This window comes from Tibeticola sp. (assembly GCF_022759015.1).
GTDB lineage: Bacteria > Pseudomonadota > Gammaproteobacteria > Burkholderiales > Burkholderiaceae_C > Tibeticola > Tibeticola sediminis.
Genome location: NZ_JAEMQB010000100.1, coordinates 1 through 14,980 on the forward strand (window position 1 = coordinate 1; position 14,980 = coordinate 14,980).

Annotated in this window: 18 protein-coding genes, 1 tRNA gene and 1 pseudogene; 17 read left to right on the plus strand and 3 right to left on the minus strand. The window is 63.1% G+C overall.

Annotation, left to right across the window (positions count from 1 at the left end; all coding sequences use genetic code 11):
• The 8 genes and pseudogenes from JHC36_RS06240 to tatC all read left to right on the plus strand — a co-directional run.
• Window positions 1-106, plus strand: a pseudogene (locus JHC36_RS06240) (imidazole glycerol phosphate synthase subunit HisF); the annotation flags it as partial.
• Between the two features lie 108 nt (window positions 107-214).
• Complete coding sequence (hisI, locus tag JHC36_RS06245; protein WP_287917179.1) at window positions 215-604, plus strand: phosphoribosyl-AMP cyclohydrolase; 390 nt, start codon at window positions 215-217, stop codon at window positions 602-604.
• Window positions 601-981, plus strand: a complete 381-nt coding sequence (locus JHC36_RS06250) for a phosphoribosyl-ATP diphosphatase (protein WP_287917182.1) — start codon at window positions 601-603, stop codon at window positions 979-981. Before hisI ends, JHC36_RS06250 begins: the two co-directional genes overlap by 4 nt.
• The gene (locus JHC36_RS06255; RefSeq protein WP_287917184.1) at window positions 978-1,352 is read left to right on the plus strand and encodes a DUF4870 family protein; all 375 of its coding nucleotides are present in this window, start codon (window positions 978-980) and stop codon (window positions 1,350-1,352) included. Before JHC36_RS06250 ends, JHC36_RS06255 begins: the two co-directional genes overlap by 4 nt.
• 20 nt (window positions 1,353-1,372) lie before the next feature.
• A complete protein-coding gene (locus JHC36_RS06260) occupies window positions 1,373-1,735 on the plus strand; it encodes a histidine triad nucleotide-binding protein (RefSeq protein WP_287917245.1) in 363 nt (120 codons plus the stop codon).
• A 70-nt stretch (window positions 1,736-1,805) separates the two neighbouring features.
• The gene (gene tatA, locus JHC36_RS06265; RefSeq protein ID WP_124222069.1) at window positions 1,806-2,045 is read left to right on the plus strand and encodes a Sec-independent protein translocase subunit TatA; all 240 of its coding nucleotides are present in this window, start codon (window positions 1,806-1,808) and stop codon (window positions 2,043-2,045) included.
• A gap of 24 nt (window positions 2,046-2,069) precedes the next feature.
• The gene (gene tatB, locus JHC36_RS06270; RefSeq protein WP_287917188.1) at window positions 2,070-2,558 is read left to right on the plus strand and encodes a Sec-independent protein translocase protein TatB; all 489 of its coding nucleotides are present in this window, start codon (window positions 2,070-2,072) and stop codon (window positions 2,556-2,558) included.
• 66 nt (window positions 2,559-2,624) lie between these two features.
• Window positions 2,625-3,404, plus strand: coding sequence for a twin-arginine translocase subunit TatC (tatC, locus tag JHC36_RS06275; protein ID WP_287917191.1), 780 nt, complete (start codon window positions 2,625-2,627; stop codon window positions 3,402-3,404).
• A 1-nt stretch (window position 3,405) separates the two neighbouring features.
• On the opposite strand, the gene JHC36_RS06280 is transcribed toward tatC, so the two are convergent.
• A complete protein-coding gene (locus tag JHC36_RS06280) occupies window positions 3,406-4,545 on the minus strand; it encodes a trypsin-like peptidase domain-containing protein (protein ID WP_287917194.1) in 1,140 nt (379 codons plus the stop codon).
• A gap of 113 nt (window positions 4,546-4,658) precedes the next feature.
• Between JHC36_RS06280 and JHC36_RS06285 the strand changes: the two genes are divergently transcribed.
• Window positions 4,659-5,462, plus strand: a complete 804-nt coding sequence (locus JHC36_RS06285; RefSeq protein ID WP_287917197.1) for a Nif3-like dinuclear metal center hexameric protein — start codon at window positions 4,659-4,661, stop codon at window positions 5,460-5,462.
• A 12-nt stretch (window positions 5,463-5,474) separates the two neighbouring features.
• Entirely contained in the window at window positions 5,475-6,512 is a 1,038-nt protein-coding gene (gene pdxA, locus JHC36_RS06290) for a 4-hydroxythreonine-4-phosphate dehydrogenase PdxA (RefSeq protein ID WP_287917200.1), read from the plus strand.
• Window positions 6,513-6,543: 31 nt separating this feature from the next.
• On the opposite strand, the gene mscL is transcribed toward pdxA, so the two are convergent.
• Window positions 6,544-6,975 (minus strand): large conductance mechanosensitive channel protein MscL, encoded by a 432-nt coding sequence (mscL, locus tag JHC36_RS06295; RefSeq protein ID WP_287917202.1) that lies wholly within the window; start codon window positions 6,973-6,975, stop codon window positions 6,544-6,546.
• 150 nt (window positions 6,976-7,125) lie between these two features.
• On the opposite strand from mscL, the gene petA reads away from it, so the two are divergent.
• From petA to JHC36_RS06325, 6 genes are all read left to right on the plus strand, one after another.
• Window positions 7,126-7,716, plus strand: a complete 591-nt coding sequence (gene petA / locus JHC36_RS06300; RefSeq protein ID WP_287917204.1) for a ubiquinol-cytochrome c reductase iron-sulfur subunit — start codon at window positions 7,126-7,128, stop codon at window positions 7,714-7,716.
• Window positions 7,717-7,727: 11 nt separating this feature from the next.
• Complete coding sequence (locus tag JHC36_RS06305) at window positions 7,728-9,143, plus strand: cytochrome b (RefSeq protein WP_287917207.1); 1,416 nt, start codon at window positions 7,728-7,730, stop codon at window positions 9,141-9,143.
• Between the two features lie 18 nt (window positions 9,144-9,161).
• Window positions 9,162-9,929, plus strand: coding sequence for a cytochrome c1 (locus tag JHC36_RS06310; RefSeq protein WP_287917210.1), 768 nt, complete (start codon window positions 9,162-9,164; stop codon window positions 9,927-9,929).
• Window positions 9,930-10,214: 285 nt separating this feature from the next.
• Entirely contained in the window at window positions 10,215-10,826 is a 612-nt protein-coding gene (locus tag JHC36_RS06315) for a glutathione S-transferase N-terminal domain-containing protein (RefSeq protein WP_124223792.1), read from the plus strand.
• A 25-nt stretch (window positions 10,827-10,851) separates the two neighbouring features.
• Window positions 10,852-11,346: a ClpXP protease specificity-enhancing factor gene (locus JHC36_RS06320; RefSeq protein WP_503006929.1), complete on the plus strand. Its 495-nt coding sequence runs from the start codon at window positions 10,852-10,854 to the stop codon at window positions 11,344-11,346.
• A 37-nt stretch (window positions 11,347-11,383) separates the two neighbouring features.
• A tRNA-Thr gene (locus JHC36_RS06325) sits at window positions 11,384-11,459 on the plus strand.
• A gap of 65 nt (window positions 11,460-11,524) precedes the next feature.
• On the opposite strand, the gene JHC36_RS06330 is transcribed toward JHC36_RS06325, so the two are convergent.
• Window positions 11,525-11,839 carry a DciA family protein gene (locus JHC36_RS06330; protein ID WP_287917217.1) on the minus strand — a complete coding sequence of 105 codons (315 nt, stop codon included), beginning with the start codon at window positions 11,837-11,839 and terminating at the stop codon, window positions 11,525-11,527.
• Window positions 11,840-12,072: 233 nt separating this feature from the next.
• Between JHC36_RS06330 and secA the strand changes: the two genes are divergently transcribed.
• Window positions 12,073-14,844: a preprotein translocase subunit SecA gene (gene secA, locus JHC36_RS06335; RefSeq protein ID WP_287917220.1), complete on the plus strand. Its 2,772-nt coding sequence runs from the start codon at window positions 12,073-12,075 to the stop codon at window positions 14,842-14,844.
• Window positions 14,845-14,980 lie beyond the last annotated feature (136 nt).

Sequence of the window (14,980 nt, forward strand, 5' to 3'; positions counted from 1 at the left end):
CCACGCCGACGCGGTGCTGGCCGCCAGCATCTTCCACTACGGTGAATACACCGTAGCCCAAGCCAAAGCGCGCATGGCCGAGCGCGGCATCACGGTACGGATCTGAGAGGCTGAGGGGATCGTTTTTTTTGGGTTTTTTGGCGGTATCCCAGCGTCAAACGGTCGTTTCGTGCTCGCAAAATGGGAGCGAATCCAGATGCCCGACAATCCACCCATGAACTGGCTCGACGAAGTGAAATGGGATGCGCAAGGTTTGGTGCCCGTCATCGCGCAGGAGGTGGCGACGGGTGACGTGCTCATGTTCGCCTGGATGAACCGTGAGGCGCTGCAGAAGACCGCCGAACTCGGCCGCGCGGTGTACTTCAGCCGCTCGCGCGACAAGCTCTGGTTCAAGGGCGAGGAATCGGGCCATGTGCAAACCGTGCATGAAATCCGCCTCGACTGCGATCACGACGTGATCCTGCTCAAGGTGACGCAAACCGGCCACGAGCCCGGCATTGCCTGCCACACCGGCCGCCACAGCTGCTTTTTCAACCGCTACGAGGACGGCGCCTGGAAGGTGGTCGAACCCGTGCTCAAAGACCCGGAGTCGATTTACCGATGAGCCCCACGCCCACCACCGCCGACGTGCTCGAGCGCCTGGCCGATGTGATCGAAAGCCGCCTGCCCGCGCGCGGCGGCGACCCGCAGGCGAGCTATGTCGCGCGGCTGCTGGCCAAGGGACCGGATGCGTTTTTGAAAAAGGTCGGGGAAGAGGCCACCGAGGTCGTCATGGCCGCCAAAGACGCCGAGCATGGCGGCGACGCGGGGAAAATCGTCTACGAAGTGGCCGATCTGTGGTTTCACTGCATGATCGCGCTGGCGCATTTCGGCCTGCGTCCCGCCGACGTGGTCGCCGAACTGCAACGCCGCGAAGGCACGAGCGGCATCGAGGAAAAAGCCTTGCGCAAGGCACTCAACCGCGAAGGAGCAGGCGAATGACCGACCCCCGAACCGACGACCTCGAACTCGATTCGCTGCGCACCGTCAGCTGGATCAGCTACATCTTGCACCTCATCGTGGCCGTGGCCGCGGTGCTGCCGGGCGCGCAGGTCGGGGTGGGCGTGCTGCTGATTGCGCTCATCCTCGACCTGGTCAAGCAGAGCGACGCCGAGGGTACTTGGCTCGCCTCGCACTTTCGCTGGCGCATCCGCACGGTGTTCTGGGTCGGCGCGCTCTATGTGCTGACCTTCCCGCTGTTTTTTCTGTTTTTGTTTCCCGGCATGATCGCCTGGGGCTTGATCTCGATTTGGTTCCTCTACCGCATCGTGCTCGGCATGGTGCGCATGAACAAGGAATTGCCCGTCGAATGACCGTCGATCCACAGACCGCCATGAACGACCACGACCCGAACTGCATCTTCTGCAAGATCATTGCCGGCCAGATCCCCTCCCGCAAGGTCTACGAGGACGACGAACTCCTCGCCTTCCACGACATTGCGCCCTGGGCGCCGGTGCATTTCCTGATGGTGCCCAAGCGGCACATTGCCTCCATGGCGCAGGTCACCGAGGCCGACCAGGCGCTCATGGGCCGCATGATGGTGCTCGCGCCCCGGCTCGCGCTCGAGCAGGGCTGCCGCCCCTACCCCGAAGGCGGCTTTCGCATCGTGGTCAACACCGGCGCCGAGGGCGGGCAAGAGGTGCACCACCTGCATCTCCATGTCATGGGTGGGCCGAGACCTTGGCTCAAAGGGTGATTGCACCGTGCGGCGTCGTGTGCCGGTGCGCGCTCGGACTAGAATCCCGCTTCTTCGTTAGGAGGTTTCCATGGGTTCGTTTTCCATCTGGCACTGGCTGATCGTGCTGTTGATCGTCGTGATGGTGTTTGGCACGAAGAAGCTCAAGAACATCGGCTCCGACCTCGGCAGCGCGGTCAAGGGCTTCAAGGACGGCATGCGTGAGGGTGGGTCTTCGGAAGACAAGCCCGCTGCCCCCGCAGGCCAGGTCACGAACGCGGCCGCGTCCGAGAAGACCACCATCGACGTCGACGCCAAAAGCAAGTCCTGACACGCCCCGACCCTCGCGCGTCCCGTGATCGATCTCGGCATCTCCAAGCTCGCGCTCATCGGCGCCGTGGCCCTCATCGTCATCGGGCCTGAAAAGCTGCCGCGGGTGGCCCGCACCGTGGGCACGCTCATCGGCAAGGCCCAGCGCTACGTCGCAGACGTCAAGGCCGAGGTCAACCGCTCGATGGAACTCGAAGAGCTCAAGAAGCTCAAGGAGACCGTCGAAACCTCGGCCCGTGACATCGAACAGACGGTGCACAGCACCGCGACCGAGTTCGAGCAGCAGTGGAGCGAGGCGACGGCTGGCCTCACGTCGGACACCGTCGTGCCCTCCACCGAGGGCAGCTCCTGGTCCAGCGGCTCGAGCAACACCTCGAGCCCCCGCCCGAAGAAAAACTGGCGACTCAAGCGGGGTGCCGTGCCGCAGTGGTACAAAGCTCGCGCGGGCGTTCGCACGCATGTCCAATCGGGGGCTGCGCGGGTCGCCCGTTACCGCCCGCGTCCATTCAACTGAGCCTCGTTCTTGGGCCGCTGCCGCGTTCGGCCATGCCCATGCCTTCCCTGAGGCCTCCACGTCCCGATGTCTGATCCCAAACAAGAGCCCGAAGACGAACTCGCCGGCACGGAGCAGCCTTTCGTTGCGCACCTGATGGAACTGCGCGACCGGCTGATCAAAGCCATGCTGGCCATTGCCGTCGCGGTCGGCATCCTCGCGATTTATCCTGGCCCCGGCCCGCTCTACGACATGCTGGCGGCGCCGCTCGTGGCGCACCTGCCCAAAGGCACGACGCTGATCGCCACTTCGGTGATTTCGCCGTTCATGGTGCCGCTGAAGATCCTGCTGATGACGGGCTTTCTGCTGGCGTTGCCGTTCGTGCTCTATCAGATCTGGGCCTTCGTTGCACCGGGTCTCTACACGCACGAAAAAAAGCTGGTGCTGCCGCTCGTGATCTCGAGCACCATACTGTTTCTGATCGGCGTGGCGTTTTGCTACTTTTTCGTCTTCGGACAGGTTTTCAAGGTCATCCAAAGCTTCGCGCCCAAGTCGATTACGGCAGCGCCCGACATCGAGGCCTACCTGAGCTTCGTGCTCACCATGTTCCTCGCTTTTGGCGTTGCCTTCGAGGTTCCCGTAGCGGTCGTGGTTCTCGCGCGCCTGGGCATCGTCGAGATCGAAAAGCTCAAAGCGTTTCGCTCGTACTTCGTGGTTCTGGCGTTCATCATTGCGGCCATCGTGACGCCGCCGGACGTCGTGTCACAGCTGGCGCTGGCCATTCCGATGATCCTGCTCTATGAGTTGGGCATCTGGGCCGCGAAGGTATTCATCAAGCACACGCAGCCGCCCTCCGAGGAGGCTTGACTCACTCCGCGGGCCGCGGTGGCCGGGTTCCGGGGGTGAGGGACATCTCCAGCGTTTGCCCGCGCCGCCACAGGCTCAGGCGCGCCGGCTGGCCCGGCCGCAGGGCCGACACCGCGCTCAGCAGCTCCGCCACTTGCCGGACCGGCTTGCCCTCCACCCGCAGAATCACATCGCCGGGCTGTATGCCTGCGCGCGCGGCAGGGCCGTCTTGCAACACCCCGGTGACCAGCACGCCGCTGCCCGGCTCGAGGCCCAGGCCTTGTGCGAGCTCGGCACTCAGTTCGCTCGGCTCCACGCCGATCCAGCCGCGCGTCACATGGCCCTCGCGCACGATGGCTTCCATGACCTCGCGCGCGGTGGAGACGGGAATGGCAAACCCGATGCCGAGGTTTCCGCCGCTGCGCGAGTAGATCGCGGTGTTGATTCCCATCAGGCGGCCATGCACATCGACCAGCGCACCGCCCGAGTTGCCGGGGTTGATCGCCGCGTCGGTCTGTATGAAGTTCTCAAACGTATTGAGCCCGAGCTGGCTGCGCCCCAGCGCGCTCACGATACCGGCGGTCACCGTTTGCCCGACGCCAAAAGGATTGCCGATGGCCAGCACGATGTCGCCGACGGCCAGCGACTCGGACTGCCCCAGCGTGATGGCTGGCAGACGATCGAGCGTGATTTTCAGCACGGCCAGATCGGTATCCGGATCGGTCCCGATCACGCGGGCGGGCGCGCGCCGGCCATCGGCGAGCGCGACTTCGATCTCGTCCGCCCCTTCGATCACATGGTTGTTCGTCAGCAGATAGCCCGCGTCGCTCACGATGACGCCGCTGCCTAGGCCCACTTGCGGCTGGGATTCGCGCTCGCCAAAGAAAAATCGGAACCAGGGGTCGCCACGGTGGGAGCTGGGCTTCGGCGCCTTGCTGGTGCTGATGCTCACGACCGCCGGCGACGCGGCTCGGGCGGCGCCGCGCAGGCTGCCGGGCGGCGCTTCGGTCGCGGGTGCAGGGGGCGCTTCGACCACCGAAATCGATCCTCCTGATGCGCGCAGCGGCCACTGCATCCAGTGCGGCTTGAGCGTCGAGACGACGAACGCCAGCGCCAGCGCCACCGTCACCGTTTGCGAAAACACCAGCCACAGTCGTTTCATTTCCAGGGAAGATCCATCAAAGCATGCGACACCCACATGGGTGCGGGCCCATTGTAGGCGTGCAGTTCTTGGCGCCCGCGCTTCGGCCGACGCGCTTGGCCGACAATGTGCGCATGACGGATTCCACAGCCCATACCCCCGGTTCCACCGCGGCCGGTTCCATCGACCGCGACCGCCTCGCGCTCGAGTTCGACCGCCTGCTCGAGCCAGCGCGCTTTCGCGACTACGGCCCGAACGGACTTCAGGTCGAAGGGCGGCCCATCGTGCGACGGATCGTGTCGGGCGTCACCGCAAGCCGCGCGCTGATCGAAGCCGCCATCGAAGCCGATGCCGATGCCATCTTCGTGCATCATGGCTTGTTCTGGCGCGGACAGGACGGGCGTGTGACCGGTTGGCTGCGACAACGCTTGGCGCTCTTGTTGCGGCATGAAATCAATCTCTACGCCTACCATCTGCCGCTCGATGCGCATTCCGATCTCGGCAACAACGCGCAGCTCGCCCGGCAGCTCGGTTGGACGATCACGGGCCGGTTCGGCGAGCAGGACCTGGGCTGCATCGGTCGATGGACCACCGCAGCGCAGCCTTGGCGCGCGCAAGACCTGGCGCAACACCTCGAGCGAACGCTGGCTCGCTGCGTGACGGCCGTGTTGCCGCACGATGAGCCGATCGAGCGCGTGGCCTGGTGCACCGGTGGGGCCCAGGCGTACTTCGAAGCGGCCATCGCGGCCGGCGCCCAGGTTTTCGTCACCGGGGAAATTTCCGAGCCGCAGGCCCATCTGGCGCGCGAAACGGGCGTCGCCTACCTGGCTTGCGGTCATCATGCGACCGAGCGCTACGGGGCGCCGGCGGTGGCTGCAGCCGTTGCCGCGCTGCATGGCCTGGAGCACCGGTTCATCGACATCGACAACCCCGCTTGAGGAGCAGCCTCGATGCCTACTCCGAACGCACCGCAGCGGCCACTGGCGATCACGGCAGGAGATCCCGCGGGCATAGGCCCGGAAATCATCGTCAAGGCCTATCTGCAGGCACCTGAAGATCTCGCCAACAGCTTCGTCGTTGGCGACGTGGGCGTGATGCGCCGGGCCGCCCGAGTCATCGCGGGGCCGGCGGGAATCGCGCCACCCGTCCTGGTGCTCGATTCGGCAGCGGAAGCGGCATCGGTGCCGCCACGCTGCATCCCGGTGTTGCAAGTGGGCCCGCCAGCGCCCGAATTGGCCTACGGTCAGGTTCAGGCGGAAGCTGGGCGCCTCGCGGCGAGCTGGATCGTGTGGGCGGCCCGGGCCGCTTTGCGCGGCGAAGTCGCGGGCATCGTCACGGCGCCCGTGCACAAGGAAGCCTTGGCAGCGGCCGGGGTGCCGTACCCAGGGCACACCGAGATGCTTCAGGCCGAGGCCGCAGCCTGGGCCGGTCGCCCCCTGGCCGAAATGCCCGTGCGCATGATGCTCGCCAACGACGAACTGAGGGTGGTGTTGCTGAGCATCCACGTCAGCCTGCGCGAGGCCATTGCACGGGTGACAGGCCCGAACATCGAGCAGACCCTGCAGATTGCTGATACCGCCTTGCGGGCGATGCTCGGTCGCAGCCCGCGCCTCGCGGTCGCGGGGCTCAATCCACATGCCGGCGAGGGCGGGCGGTTCGGCCGCGAGGAGTTGGACATCATCGCCCCGGCAGTCGCGGCGGCTCGGGCGCGCGGACTCGATGTGCATGGCCCGTACGCGCCCGACACCGTCTTCATGCGCGCACGCCAGGGCGCCTTCGATGCCGTGATCGCGATGTACCACGACCAGGGTCTGATTCCGGTGAAGTACCTCGGGCTCGACCAGGGGGTCAACGTGACCTTGGGTCTGCCGCTCGTGCGCACCAGCCCCGACCACGGCACCGCGTTTGATCTCGCCGGATCGGGTCAGGCAGACCCGCGCAGCCTCATCGCGGCGGTTCGCCAGGCGCGAGTTCTTGGGCAACGCTGAAGCTGTCCCTCGCGCCATAAAAAAGCGTGAACTATTTCTTCAGTGCGTCGCGAATCTCCCGCAGCAGCAACACGTCTTCGGGCGTGGGCGCGGGTGCCGCGGGTGGGGCCGGGGGCGCTGCGCGTTTGAGCCGGTTCACCTGTTTGATCATGAGGAAGATCACGAACGCAAGGATCAGGAAATTGACGGCGACGGTGATGAAATTGCCATAAGCCAGCACCGGGACGCCCGCCTTTTTGAGCGCATCGAGCGTCGTGGGTGTTCCCGCTGGCACTTGGCCCAACACGATGAAAAGATTGGAAAAATCGATCTTCCCAACGACGGCGCTGACGAGCGGCATGATGACGTCACCCACCAGCGAATCGACGATCTTCCCGAACGCGCCCCCGATGATGACCCCGACCGCAAGATCCATCACGTTGCCTTTGAGTGCGAACTCTTTGAACTCTGAAATCATCGACATGAAAACCCCTTCGGTTGTTGCTGGAGGGCTCAGCATACGCAATTGCTGACCTGGGTCAAAGGCTGAAGAGGCGTGGAGGAAGGGCTGAAAAGGGGCTCAGATACAATCCGAGACGGACCATGTATCGACCATATCCCACAGAGGATTCCAATGAGTGACACCCCCGTTGACAGCAGCAAGCGGACGTGGCTCATCGCTACGGGCTGCGCCAGTGCGGTCGGTGGCGTTGCGGTTGCCGTACCGTTCGTGAGCAGTTTCCAGCCTTCCGAACGCGCCAAGGCAGCCGGTGCCGCCGTCGAAGCCGACATTTCCAACCTCAAGCCCGGCGAGCGCATGACCGTCGAGTGGCGGGGGAAACCGGTCTGGATTTTGCGGCGCACGCCGGAGATGCTCGCCGAATTGCCCAAGCTCGACAGTCAGCTCGTCGACCCTCAATCGAAGCGCCCCATGCAGCCCGCTTACTGCCAGAACCCTGTGCGGGCGATCAAGCCCGAAGTGTTCGTGGCGGTCGGGATCTGCACCCATCTGGGCTGCTCGCCGGTGGACAAGTTTCAAACGGGGCCTCAGCCGTCTTTGCCCGATGACTGGAAGGGCGGCTTTCTCTGCCCGTGCCACGGCTCGACCTTCGACCTCGCTGGGCGGGTGTTCAAGAACAAGCCGGCGCCCGACAACCTCGAGATTCCGCCCCACATGTACATCTCCGACGGCAAGCTGCTGATCGGTGAAGACAAGAAGGCTTGAGGAGCGAGGATATGGCTGCTGAATTCAAGGAAATCTCGCCGAACGCCTCCGCAGGGGCCAAGCTCGGGAATTGGCTGGAAAACCGCTTCCCCACACTTTTCGAGGCCTACCGGTTCCACATGTCGGAGTACTACGCTCCGAAAAACTTCAACGTCTGGTACATCTTCGGGTCGCTGTCGCTGCTGGCGCTGGTGATCCAGATCGTCACGGGCATTTTCCTCGTGATGCATTACAAGCCCGACGCGGCTTTGGCCTTTGGCTCGGTCGAGTACATCATGCGTGATGTGCCCTGGGGATGGCTGATCCGCTACATGCACTCCACGGGGGCATCGGCTTTCTTCATCGTGGTTTACCTGCACATGTTCCGCGGGCTCATGTACGGGAGCTATCGAAAGCCGCGCGAGCTGGTTTGGCTCTTCGGGTGCATGATCTTCCTCGCGCTCATGGCCGAGGCTTTCATGGGCTACCTCCTGCCGTGGGGGCAGATGTCCTACTGGGGCGCCCAGGTGATCGTGAACCTGTTCTCGGCGATTCCCTTCATCGGCCCCGATCTCGCGCTGCTCATCCGTGGTGACTATGTGGTCGGCGATGCCACCTTGAACCGCTTCTTCAGTTTCCACGTCATTGCGGTCCCGCTGGTGCTGTTGGGCCTGGTCGTGGCGCACCTGTTGGCGCTGCATGATGTGGGCTCCAACAACCCCGACGGCATCGAAATCAAAGGCCCTGATGCGCCCAAAGACGAGAAGGGCCACCCGCTCGATGGCATTCCTTTCCATCCGTACTACACGGTGCATGACATCTTCGGCGTCAGCGTGTTCTTGATGGTATTTTCCGCCGTGATCTTCTTTGCTCCGGAGATGGGGGGCTACTTCCTCGAGTACAACAACTTCATCCCGGCCGACCCGTTCCAGACGCCGCCGCACATCGCACCGGTTTGGTACTTCACGCCGTTCTATTCGATGCTCCGCGCCGTCACGACCGAGATGGTCTACGTCTTGATCGCGTGCGTCGTCGGGGCAGCCGGTTTCGCAGTGCTCAAAGGGAAGATGTCGTCGCTGCTCAAGGCCGTCATGGTTGCCGGTGCGGCCGTTTTGGTGGCCTTGTTGCTGGTGCTCGACGCCAAATTCTGGGGTGTCGTCGCCATGGGTGGCGGTGTGGTGATTCTGTTCTTCCTGCCTTGGCTGGACAACAGCCCGGTGAAGTCCATTCGCTATCGCCCGACCTGGCACAAGTATCTCTACGCTGTGTTCGTGGTGAATTTCCTCGTGCTGTCTTACCTCGGCACCTTGCCGCCGTCCGTCATTGGGGGGCGAATTTCTCAGATTGGCACCTTGTTCTATTTCGGCTTCTTCTTGTTGATGCCCTGGTGGAGTCGGTTGGGAACGCCGAAGCCCGTGCCCAGCCGCGTGGTCTTTCATCCGCATTGAGCCGAGGAGTCAACGAACATGAAGCAATTTTTGAAGCATTGGCTGTTGCCCGTCTTCCTGGCCTGTTCTTCGATCGGCGTTGCACAGGCTTCCGAGGGGGGCATTCCTTGGGATAAAGCGCCCGTCAACACGACCGATCTCGGTTCGCTGCAAAACGGCGCCAAGTTGTTCGTCAATTACTGCCTCAATTGCCACTCGGCGGCGTTCATGCGCTACAACCGCTTGCGCGACATTGGCCTGACCGAGCAGCAGATCAAGGACAACCTGATGTTCACCACCGAAAAAGTGGGGGACACGATGAAGGCGAACATCGACCCGAAGATGGCCAAGGAATGGTTCGGAGCCGTGCCGCCGGATCTGACGGTGATTGCACGGTCGCGTGCTGGCCATCAAGGGACGGGCGCCGACTATCTGTATACCTACATGCGTACCTTCTATGTCGACGAAAGCCGTCCAACGGGTTGGAACAACCTGGCTTTCCCGAACGTGGGCATGCCGCATGTCTTGTGGGAATTGCAGGGCATGCGCAAACCCGTGTTCCAAAAGGTCGAGCAGCATGGCCATGAAGCGGAGGTCTTCAAGGGCTGGGAACAACTGACGCCCGGAACGTTGACCCCGGCGCAATATGACCGGGAAGTGGCCGATCTGGTGAACTACCTCCAGTGGATGGGTGAGCCGGCGCAAAACCAGCGCGTGCGCCTAGGCGTTTGGGTTTTGCTGTTCCTGGCGGTGTACACCGTGATCACCTGGCGGTTGAATGCGGCTTACTGGAAGGATGTACGCTGATTCCGTTTTTGGGATTCACTGTTTTTAGGTGACGGACGCCGACGGTGCCCGTCTTGGAGTGGCCCTTGCTGAGGGGATCAGTGAGGTCGCCCTCTCAAGGGCAACGCTGAACAAGTCCCTCGCGCGTCGCGCATCCCGGCTGCGGGCGGTCTGCGTCGTTGCAAATGCTCGCCATAGCTTCGGCTATGGCGGCGGTTTGCGCCTCGCATCCCCTCCCGCCGTCGGGCGCGCACTATCGCGGGAACTTATTCAGCGTTGCCATAGTTTTTTGGGAGATCTTTGATCATGATGGTTTTGTACTCTGGGACGACCTGTCCGTTTTCTCATCGCTGCCGATTTGTGCTGTTCGAAAAGGGCATGGACTTTGAGATTCGCGACGTCGATCTCTACAACAAGCCAGAGGACATCAATGTCATGAACCCGTACGGACAGGTTCCGATCCTGGTCGAGCGGGATTTGATTCTGTACGAATCCAACATCATCAACGAGTACATCGACGAGCGTTTCCCGCATCCCCAACTGATGCCGGGCGACCCTGTCGACCGTGCCCGAGTGCGTCTGTTTCTCCTCAACTTCGAAAAAGAGCTGTTCACGCACGTCTCCACGCTCGAAAATCGCACGAACAAAGGCAACGAGAAGGCCTTGGAGAAGGCGCGCCAGCACATCCGTGAGCGGCTCACTCAGCTCGCTCCGGTGTTTACCAAGAACAAATACATGCTTGGTGAGAACTTTTCGATGCTTGACGTGGCCATTGCGCCGCTGCTCTGGCGTCTGGATCACTACGGGATCGAGCTCAGCAAAAATGCGGCCCCGCTGCTCAAGTATGCCGAGCGGATTTTTTCGCGGCCGGCCTACATCGAGGCGCTGACGCCGTCGGAAAAGGTCATGCGCAAATGATCGGGAGGATCGCCCCATGGCGCTCGTGACGACGCTCGACCCCCCGAGTGCGCGGCCTTATCTTCTCCGCGCGCTTTATGAGTGGGCGATGGACCAGGGGCATACACCGCATGTCGTCGTTGCGGTGGATGCGAGTGTTCAGGTTCCCCGCGAGTATGTTCAGGACGGCCAAATCGTGCTCAATATCGGGCCAGAGGCGACCAGCGGGCTGAGTCTCGGGAACGATTGGATCTGTTTCAAGGCGCGTTTTGGCGGCGTGCCCCGCGACATTCGATTCCCGCCGACGCGGGTGATGGCTTTCTTCAGCCGCGAGACTGGAGAAGGATTGGGTTTTGCCGTCTATGACGCCGAGCCGGAGGCGGGAGACGAAACGAACGCGCCAGCCGGGCGAGCGGCCTCGGACGCAGTCGCTCCGCCCGCGATGCAACTGATTCCAGGGCAGGCTTCAGACGAGGGCGATGAAAAGGGCCCGCCTCCTCCCCCGGCGGGTCCTCGACCGGCCCTGAGGCGCATCAAGTAGCAGGGGATGGGGCGCTGGCTATACTTTCGCCCCAACAGCCGGGTTAGCTCAGTTGGTAGAGCAACCGCCTTGTAAGCGGTAGGTCGTCCGTTCGAGTCGGACACTCGGCACCAATTCCCGGGCCGCTAGGCGCATCGGTCGGATGGGTGCGGTTGGTCTGGCCACGATGGCCACGAATTCAGCGTGGCCGGATGATCTTGATTCGAAGCGTCTGCACGGACCAGCCGTGGCTACGGAGGTGCGCGAGCAGGGCTGGACTGAGCTGGCGAAGCTTGGCCGCGGCAGCCGGGCTGGCGACGAGCAGGCACCACTCTTCTCCCTCTATGGGTCCGGGCTGGATTTGTGACCGCAGCGGCGCGGGAAGGAGCGCCCGTATGGCTTTGAGGCGTTCACCCGATTCCTGAGCCCGTGCGGCGAGGCTCGCCAGGCTGGGCTCATCTTTCGCGGCCTGCCACAGCGGGATGGGTTCGTGTCGACGAACAGATTCGCTCATATGGGTTGGATTCTTCGTGTCAAGCTGAACAAGCGCACCGGCGTCCCCAGGCACCCTTTGGCCTTTCGACATGCGCTCGGCCGATGCGCGTTGGGTGCGAAGTAAAATGAAACGTTACCCAGGCGCCGCCGGGGCCGCTCGGCTCCATCGCGGTGTCCGGCAATCCCTCTTCGACGATTCACCAAAACAGGATCGGCCCAGCCCCGAGATGGGGTGTTCAGGGTCGAGTATGCATGGCCCTCAACCTCCTGACCAAAATTTTCGGCAGCCGCAATGAGCGACTGTTGAAGCAGTATCGCAAGACCGTCGAGCGCATCAATGCGCTGGAGCCGGAGCTGGCGCGGCTGGACGACGATGCGCTCAAGGCCAAGACGGAAGCGTTCAAGCAGCGGCTGCAGCAGGGCGAGACGCTCGACGCTCTGTTGCCCGAAGCCTTCGCAGTCGTGCGCGAGGCGTCCAAGCGCGTCATGAAGATGCGTCACTTCGACGTGCAGCTGATGGGCGGTATCGCCCTGCATCAAGGCAAGATTGCCGAAATGCGCACCGGTGAAGGGAAAACCTTGACCGCCACCTTGCCCGTTTATCTGAACGCGCTGACCGGGCGTGGGGTGCACGTGGTCACCGTCAACGACTATTTGGCGCAGCGGGACGCTCAGTGGATGGGGCGCCTGTACAGCTTTCTTGGGCTCACTGTGGGCATCAATTTGCCGCATCTGTCGCGCGAGGAAAAGCAGGCGGCCTACAACGCCGATATCACCTACGGTACGAACAACGAGTACGGCTTCGACTACCTACGGGACAACATGGTCTACGAGGCGCGTGACCGGGTGCAGCGGCCGCTGCATTATGCGATCGTGGACGAGGTGGACTCGATCTTGATCGACGAGGCCCGAACGCCCCTCATCATCAGCGGTCAGGCCGAGGACCACACGGATCTCTACCTGGCGATGAACGCGATCGCCCCGCTGCTGGAGCGGCAGGAGGGTGAGGCCGACCCCAGGACGGGCGAAGGCGTGATCAAGCCGGGCGATTTCACGGTCGACGAGAAATCCCGCCAGGTCTACCTCACCGAGCGCGGGCACGAGACGGCTGAGCGGCTGTTGGCCGAGCGGGGCCTGATTCCCGAAGGCGCGAGCCTCTATGACCCGGCCAACATCACGCTGATGCACCACTTGTATGCGGCGTTGCGGGCGCACCATCTCTACCACCGCGATCAGCATTACGTCGTGCAAAACGGCGAGGTTGTGATCGTCGACGAATTCACGGGCCGATTGATGACCGGACGTCGCTGGAGCGATGGCTTGCATCAGGCGGTCGAAGCCAAGGAAGGGGTGCCGATCCAGGCCGAAAACCAAACCCTGGCCTCGATCACATTCCAGAACTATTTCCGCCTGTACGAAAAGCTCGCGGGCATGACGGGAACGGCCGACACCGAGGCGTACGAGTTCCAGGAGATTTACGGCCTCGAAACGGTCGTGATTCCCCCAAACCGTCCGAGCCAGCGGGTCGACCAGCTCGACCGGGTTTACAAGACCGCCGAGGAGAAGTATCGGGCCGCGATCGCCGACATCCGGGAGTGTCACGAGCGGGGGCAGCCCGTGCTGGTCGGCACGACCTCGATCGAGAATTCGGAGATCATCTCGAACTTGCTGCAGAAAGAAGGCTTGCCGCACCAGGTGCTCAACGCCAAGCAGCATGCGCGCGAGGCGGAAATCGTGGCTCAAGCCGGCCGTCCCGGCATGATCACCATCGCCACCAACATGGCGGGGCGCGGTACCGACATCGTGCTCGGCGGCAATGTGGAGAAGCTGATCGAGGCGGTCGAGGCCGATCCGGCGCTCGACGAAGCGGGGAAGAAAGCGCGCATCGAGGCTCTGCGGGCGCAGTGGCAGCAGGATCATGAGCGCGTGAAGGCGCTCGGGGGCCTGCGGATCATTGCGACCGAACGTCACGAGTCGCGTCGTATCGACAACCAACTGCGCGGACGTTCCGGTCGGCAGGGCGACCCGGGTTCGTCGCGGTTCTATCTGAGCCTCGACGACCCGCTGATGCGCATCTTTGCCGGCGACCGCGTGCGGGCGATCATGGATCGCCTCAACATGCCCGAAGGCGAGGCGATCGAGGCAGGGATCGTCACCCGATCGATCGAGAGCGCCCAGCGCAAGGTCGAGGGGCGCAACTTCGACATTCGTAAGCAGTTGCTGGAGTACGACGACGTTGCGAACGACCAGCGCAAGGTGATTTATCAGCAGCGCAACGACATTCTCGACGCCACCGATCTGTCGGCGCAGATTGCGGCCTTGCGCGATGGCTGCTTCACCGACCTCGTGCGCCAGTACGTTCCGGCGGATTCGGTCGAAGAGCAGTGGGATCTGGCCGGCCTGGAGCGGGTCTTGGCCGAAGAGTGGCAACTGGAGGTGCCGCTTCAATCCTGGGTGCAATCGGCCGAGGCCGTCACCGATGAGGACATCCTCGAGCGGGTGCTGACGGCGGCGCGCGATGCGTTCGAGGCCAAGGTCGAGCGAATCGGGCGGGAGAACTTCACCCAGTTCGAGCGGATCGTGCTGCTTCAGAGCATCGACACGCATTGGCGCGAACATTTGAGCGCGCTCGATTACCTGCGTCAGGGCATCCACCTGCGCGGCTATGCGCAGAAGCAGCCCAAGCAGGAATACAAGCGCGAGGCTTTCGAGCTTTTCGGCCAGATGCTCGATGCCATCAAGAACGATGTGACCAAGGTTTTGATGACGGTCCGAGTCGAATCCGGCGAGCAGGTCGAACAGGCCGCCGAGGCGCTGGAGCAACAGGCTGAACGCGTGAGCAACGTGACCTATACAGCGCCGACCGAAACCGGCGAGGTCGAAACCGTCGTCGATGCCACGACCGCGACCCCGCCGCGCGAAGGCCAAGCCGGCTTGGCCGCCCAGCAGCGCGTGGGGCGCAACGACCCGTGCCCTTGCGGCAGCGGCAAGAAATACAAGCATTGTCACGGCAAGCTGGCCTGAGAGGCTGAGAGGGAATTGGTCATGCCCGCTTTGACGTCCCAAAACACGCCCGAGGGCGTTGCAAATGCGCGCCGTAGCCCGAGCTACGGCTGTGCTTTGCGCCTACTCGGGCGCGTTTTGGGGCGCCCCTTCGGGC

Coding starts and splice junctions, on each gene's coding strand:
- JHC36_RS06250 (WP_287917182.1), top strand. CDS start 601: ATGAGCCCCACGCCCACCACCGCCGACGTGCTCGAGCGCCTGGCCGAT.
- petA (WP_287917204.1), top strand. CDS start 7,126: ATGAGTGACACCCCCGTTGACAGCAGCAAGCGGACGTGGCTCATCGCT.
- JHC36_RS06280 (WP_287917194.1), bottom strand. CDS start 4,545: ATGAAACGACTGTGGCTGGTGTTTTCGCAAACGGTGACGGTGGCGCTG.
- secA (WP_287917220.1), top strand. CDS start 12,073: ATGGCCCTCAACCTCCTGACCAAAATTTTCGGCAGCCGCAATGAGCGA.
- pdxA (WP_287917200.1), top strand. CDS start 5,475: ATGCCTACTCCGAACGCACCGCAGCGGCCACTGGCGATCACGGCAGGA.
- tatA (WP_124222069.1), top strand. CDS start 1,806: ATGGGTTCGTTTTCCATCTGGCACTGGCTGATCGTGCTGTTGATCGTC.
- hisI (WP_287917179.1), top strand. CDS start 215: ATGAACTGGCTCGACGAAGTGAAATGGGATGCGCAAGGTTTGGTGCCC.
- JHC36_RS06285 (WP_287917197.1), top strand. CDS start 4,659: ATGACGGATTCCACAGCCCATACCCCCGGTTCCACCGCGGCCGGTTCC.
- JHC36_RS06315 (WP_124223792.1), top strand. CDS start 10,215: ATGATGGTTTTGTACTCTGGGACGACCTGTCCGTTTTCTCATCGCTGC.
- mscL (WP_287917202.1), bottom strand. CDS start 6,975: ATGTCGATGATTTCAGAGTTCAAAGAGTTCGCACTCAAAGGCAACGTG.
- JHC36_RS06330 (WP_287917217.1), bottom strand. CDS start 11,839: ATGAGCGAATCTGTTCGTCGACACGAACCCATCCCGCTGTGGCAGGCC.
- JHC36_RS06255 (WP_287917184.1), top strand. CDS start 978: ATGACCGACCCCCGAACCGACGACCTCGAACTCGATTCGCTGCGCACC.
- JHC36_RS06260 (WP_287917245.1), top strand. CDS start 1,373: ATGAACGACCACGACCCGAACTGCATCTTCTGCAAGATCATTGCCGGC.
- JHC36_RS06305 (WP_287917207.1), top strand. CDS start 7,728: ATGGCTGCTGAATTCAAGGAAATCTCGCCGAACGCCTCCGCAGGGGCC.
- JHC36_RS06310 (WP_287917210.1), top strand. CDS start 9,162: ATGAAGCAATTTTTGAAGCATTGGCTGTTGCCCGTCTTCCTGGCCTGT.
- tatC (WP_287917191.1), top strand. CDS start 2,625: ATGTCTGATCCCAAACAAGAGCCCGAAGACGAACTCGCCGGCACGGAG.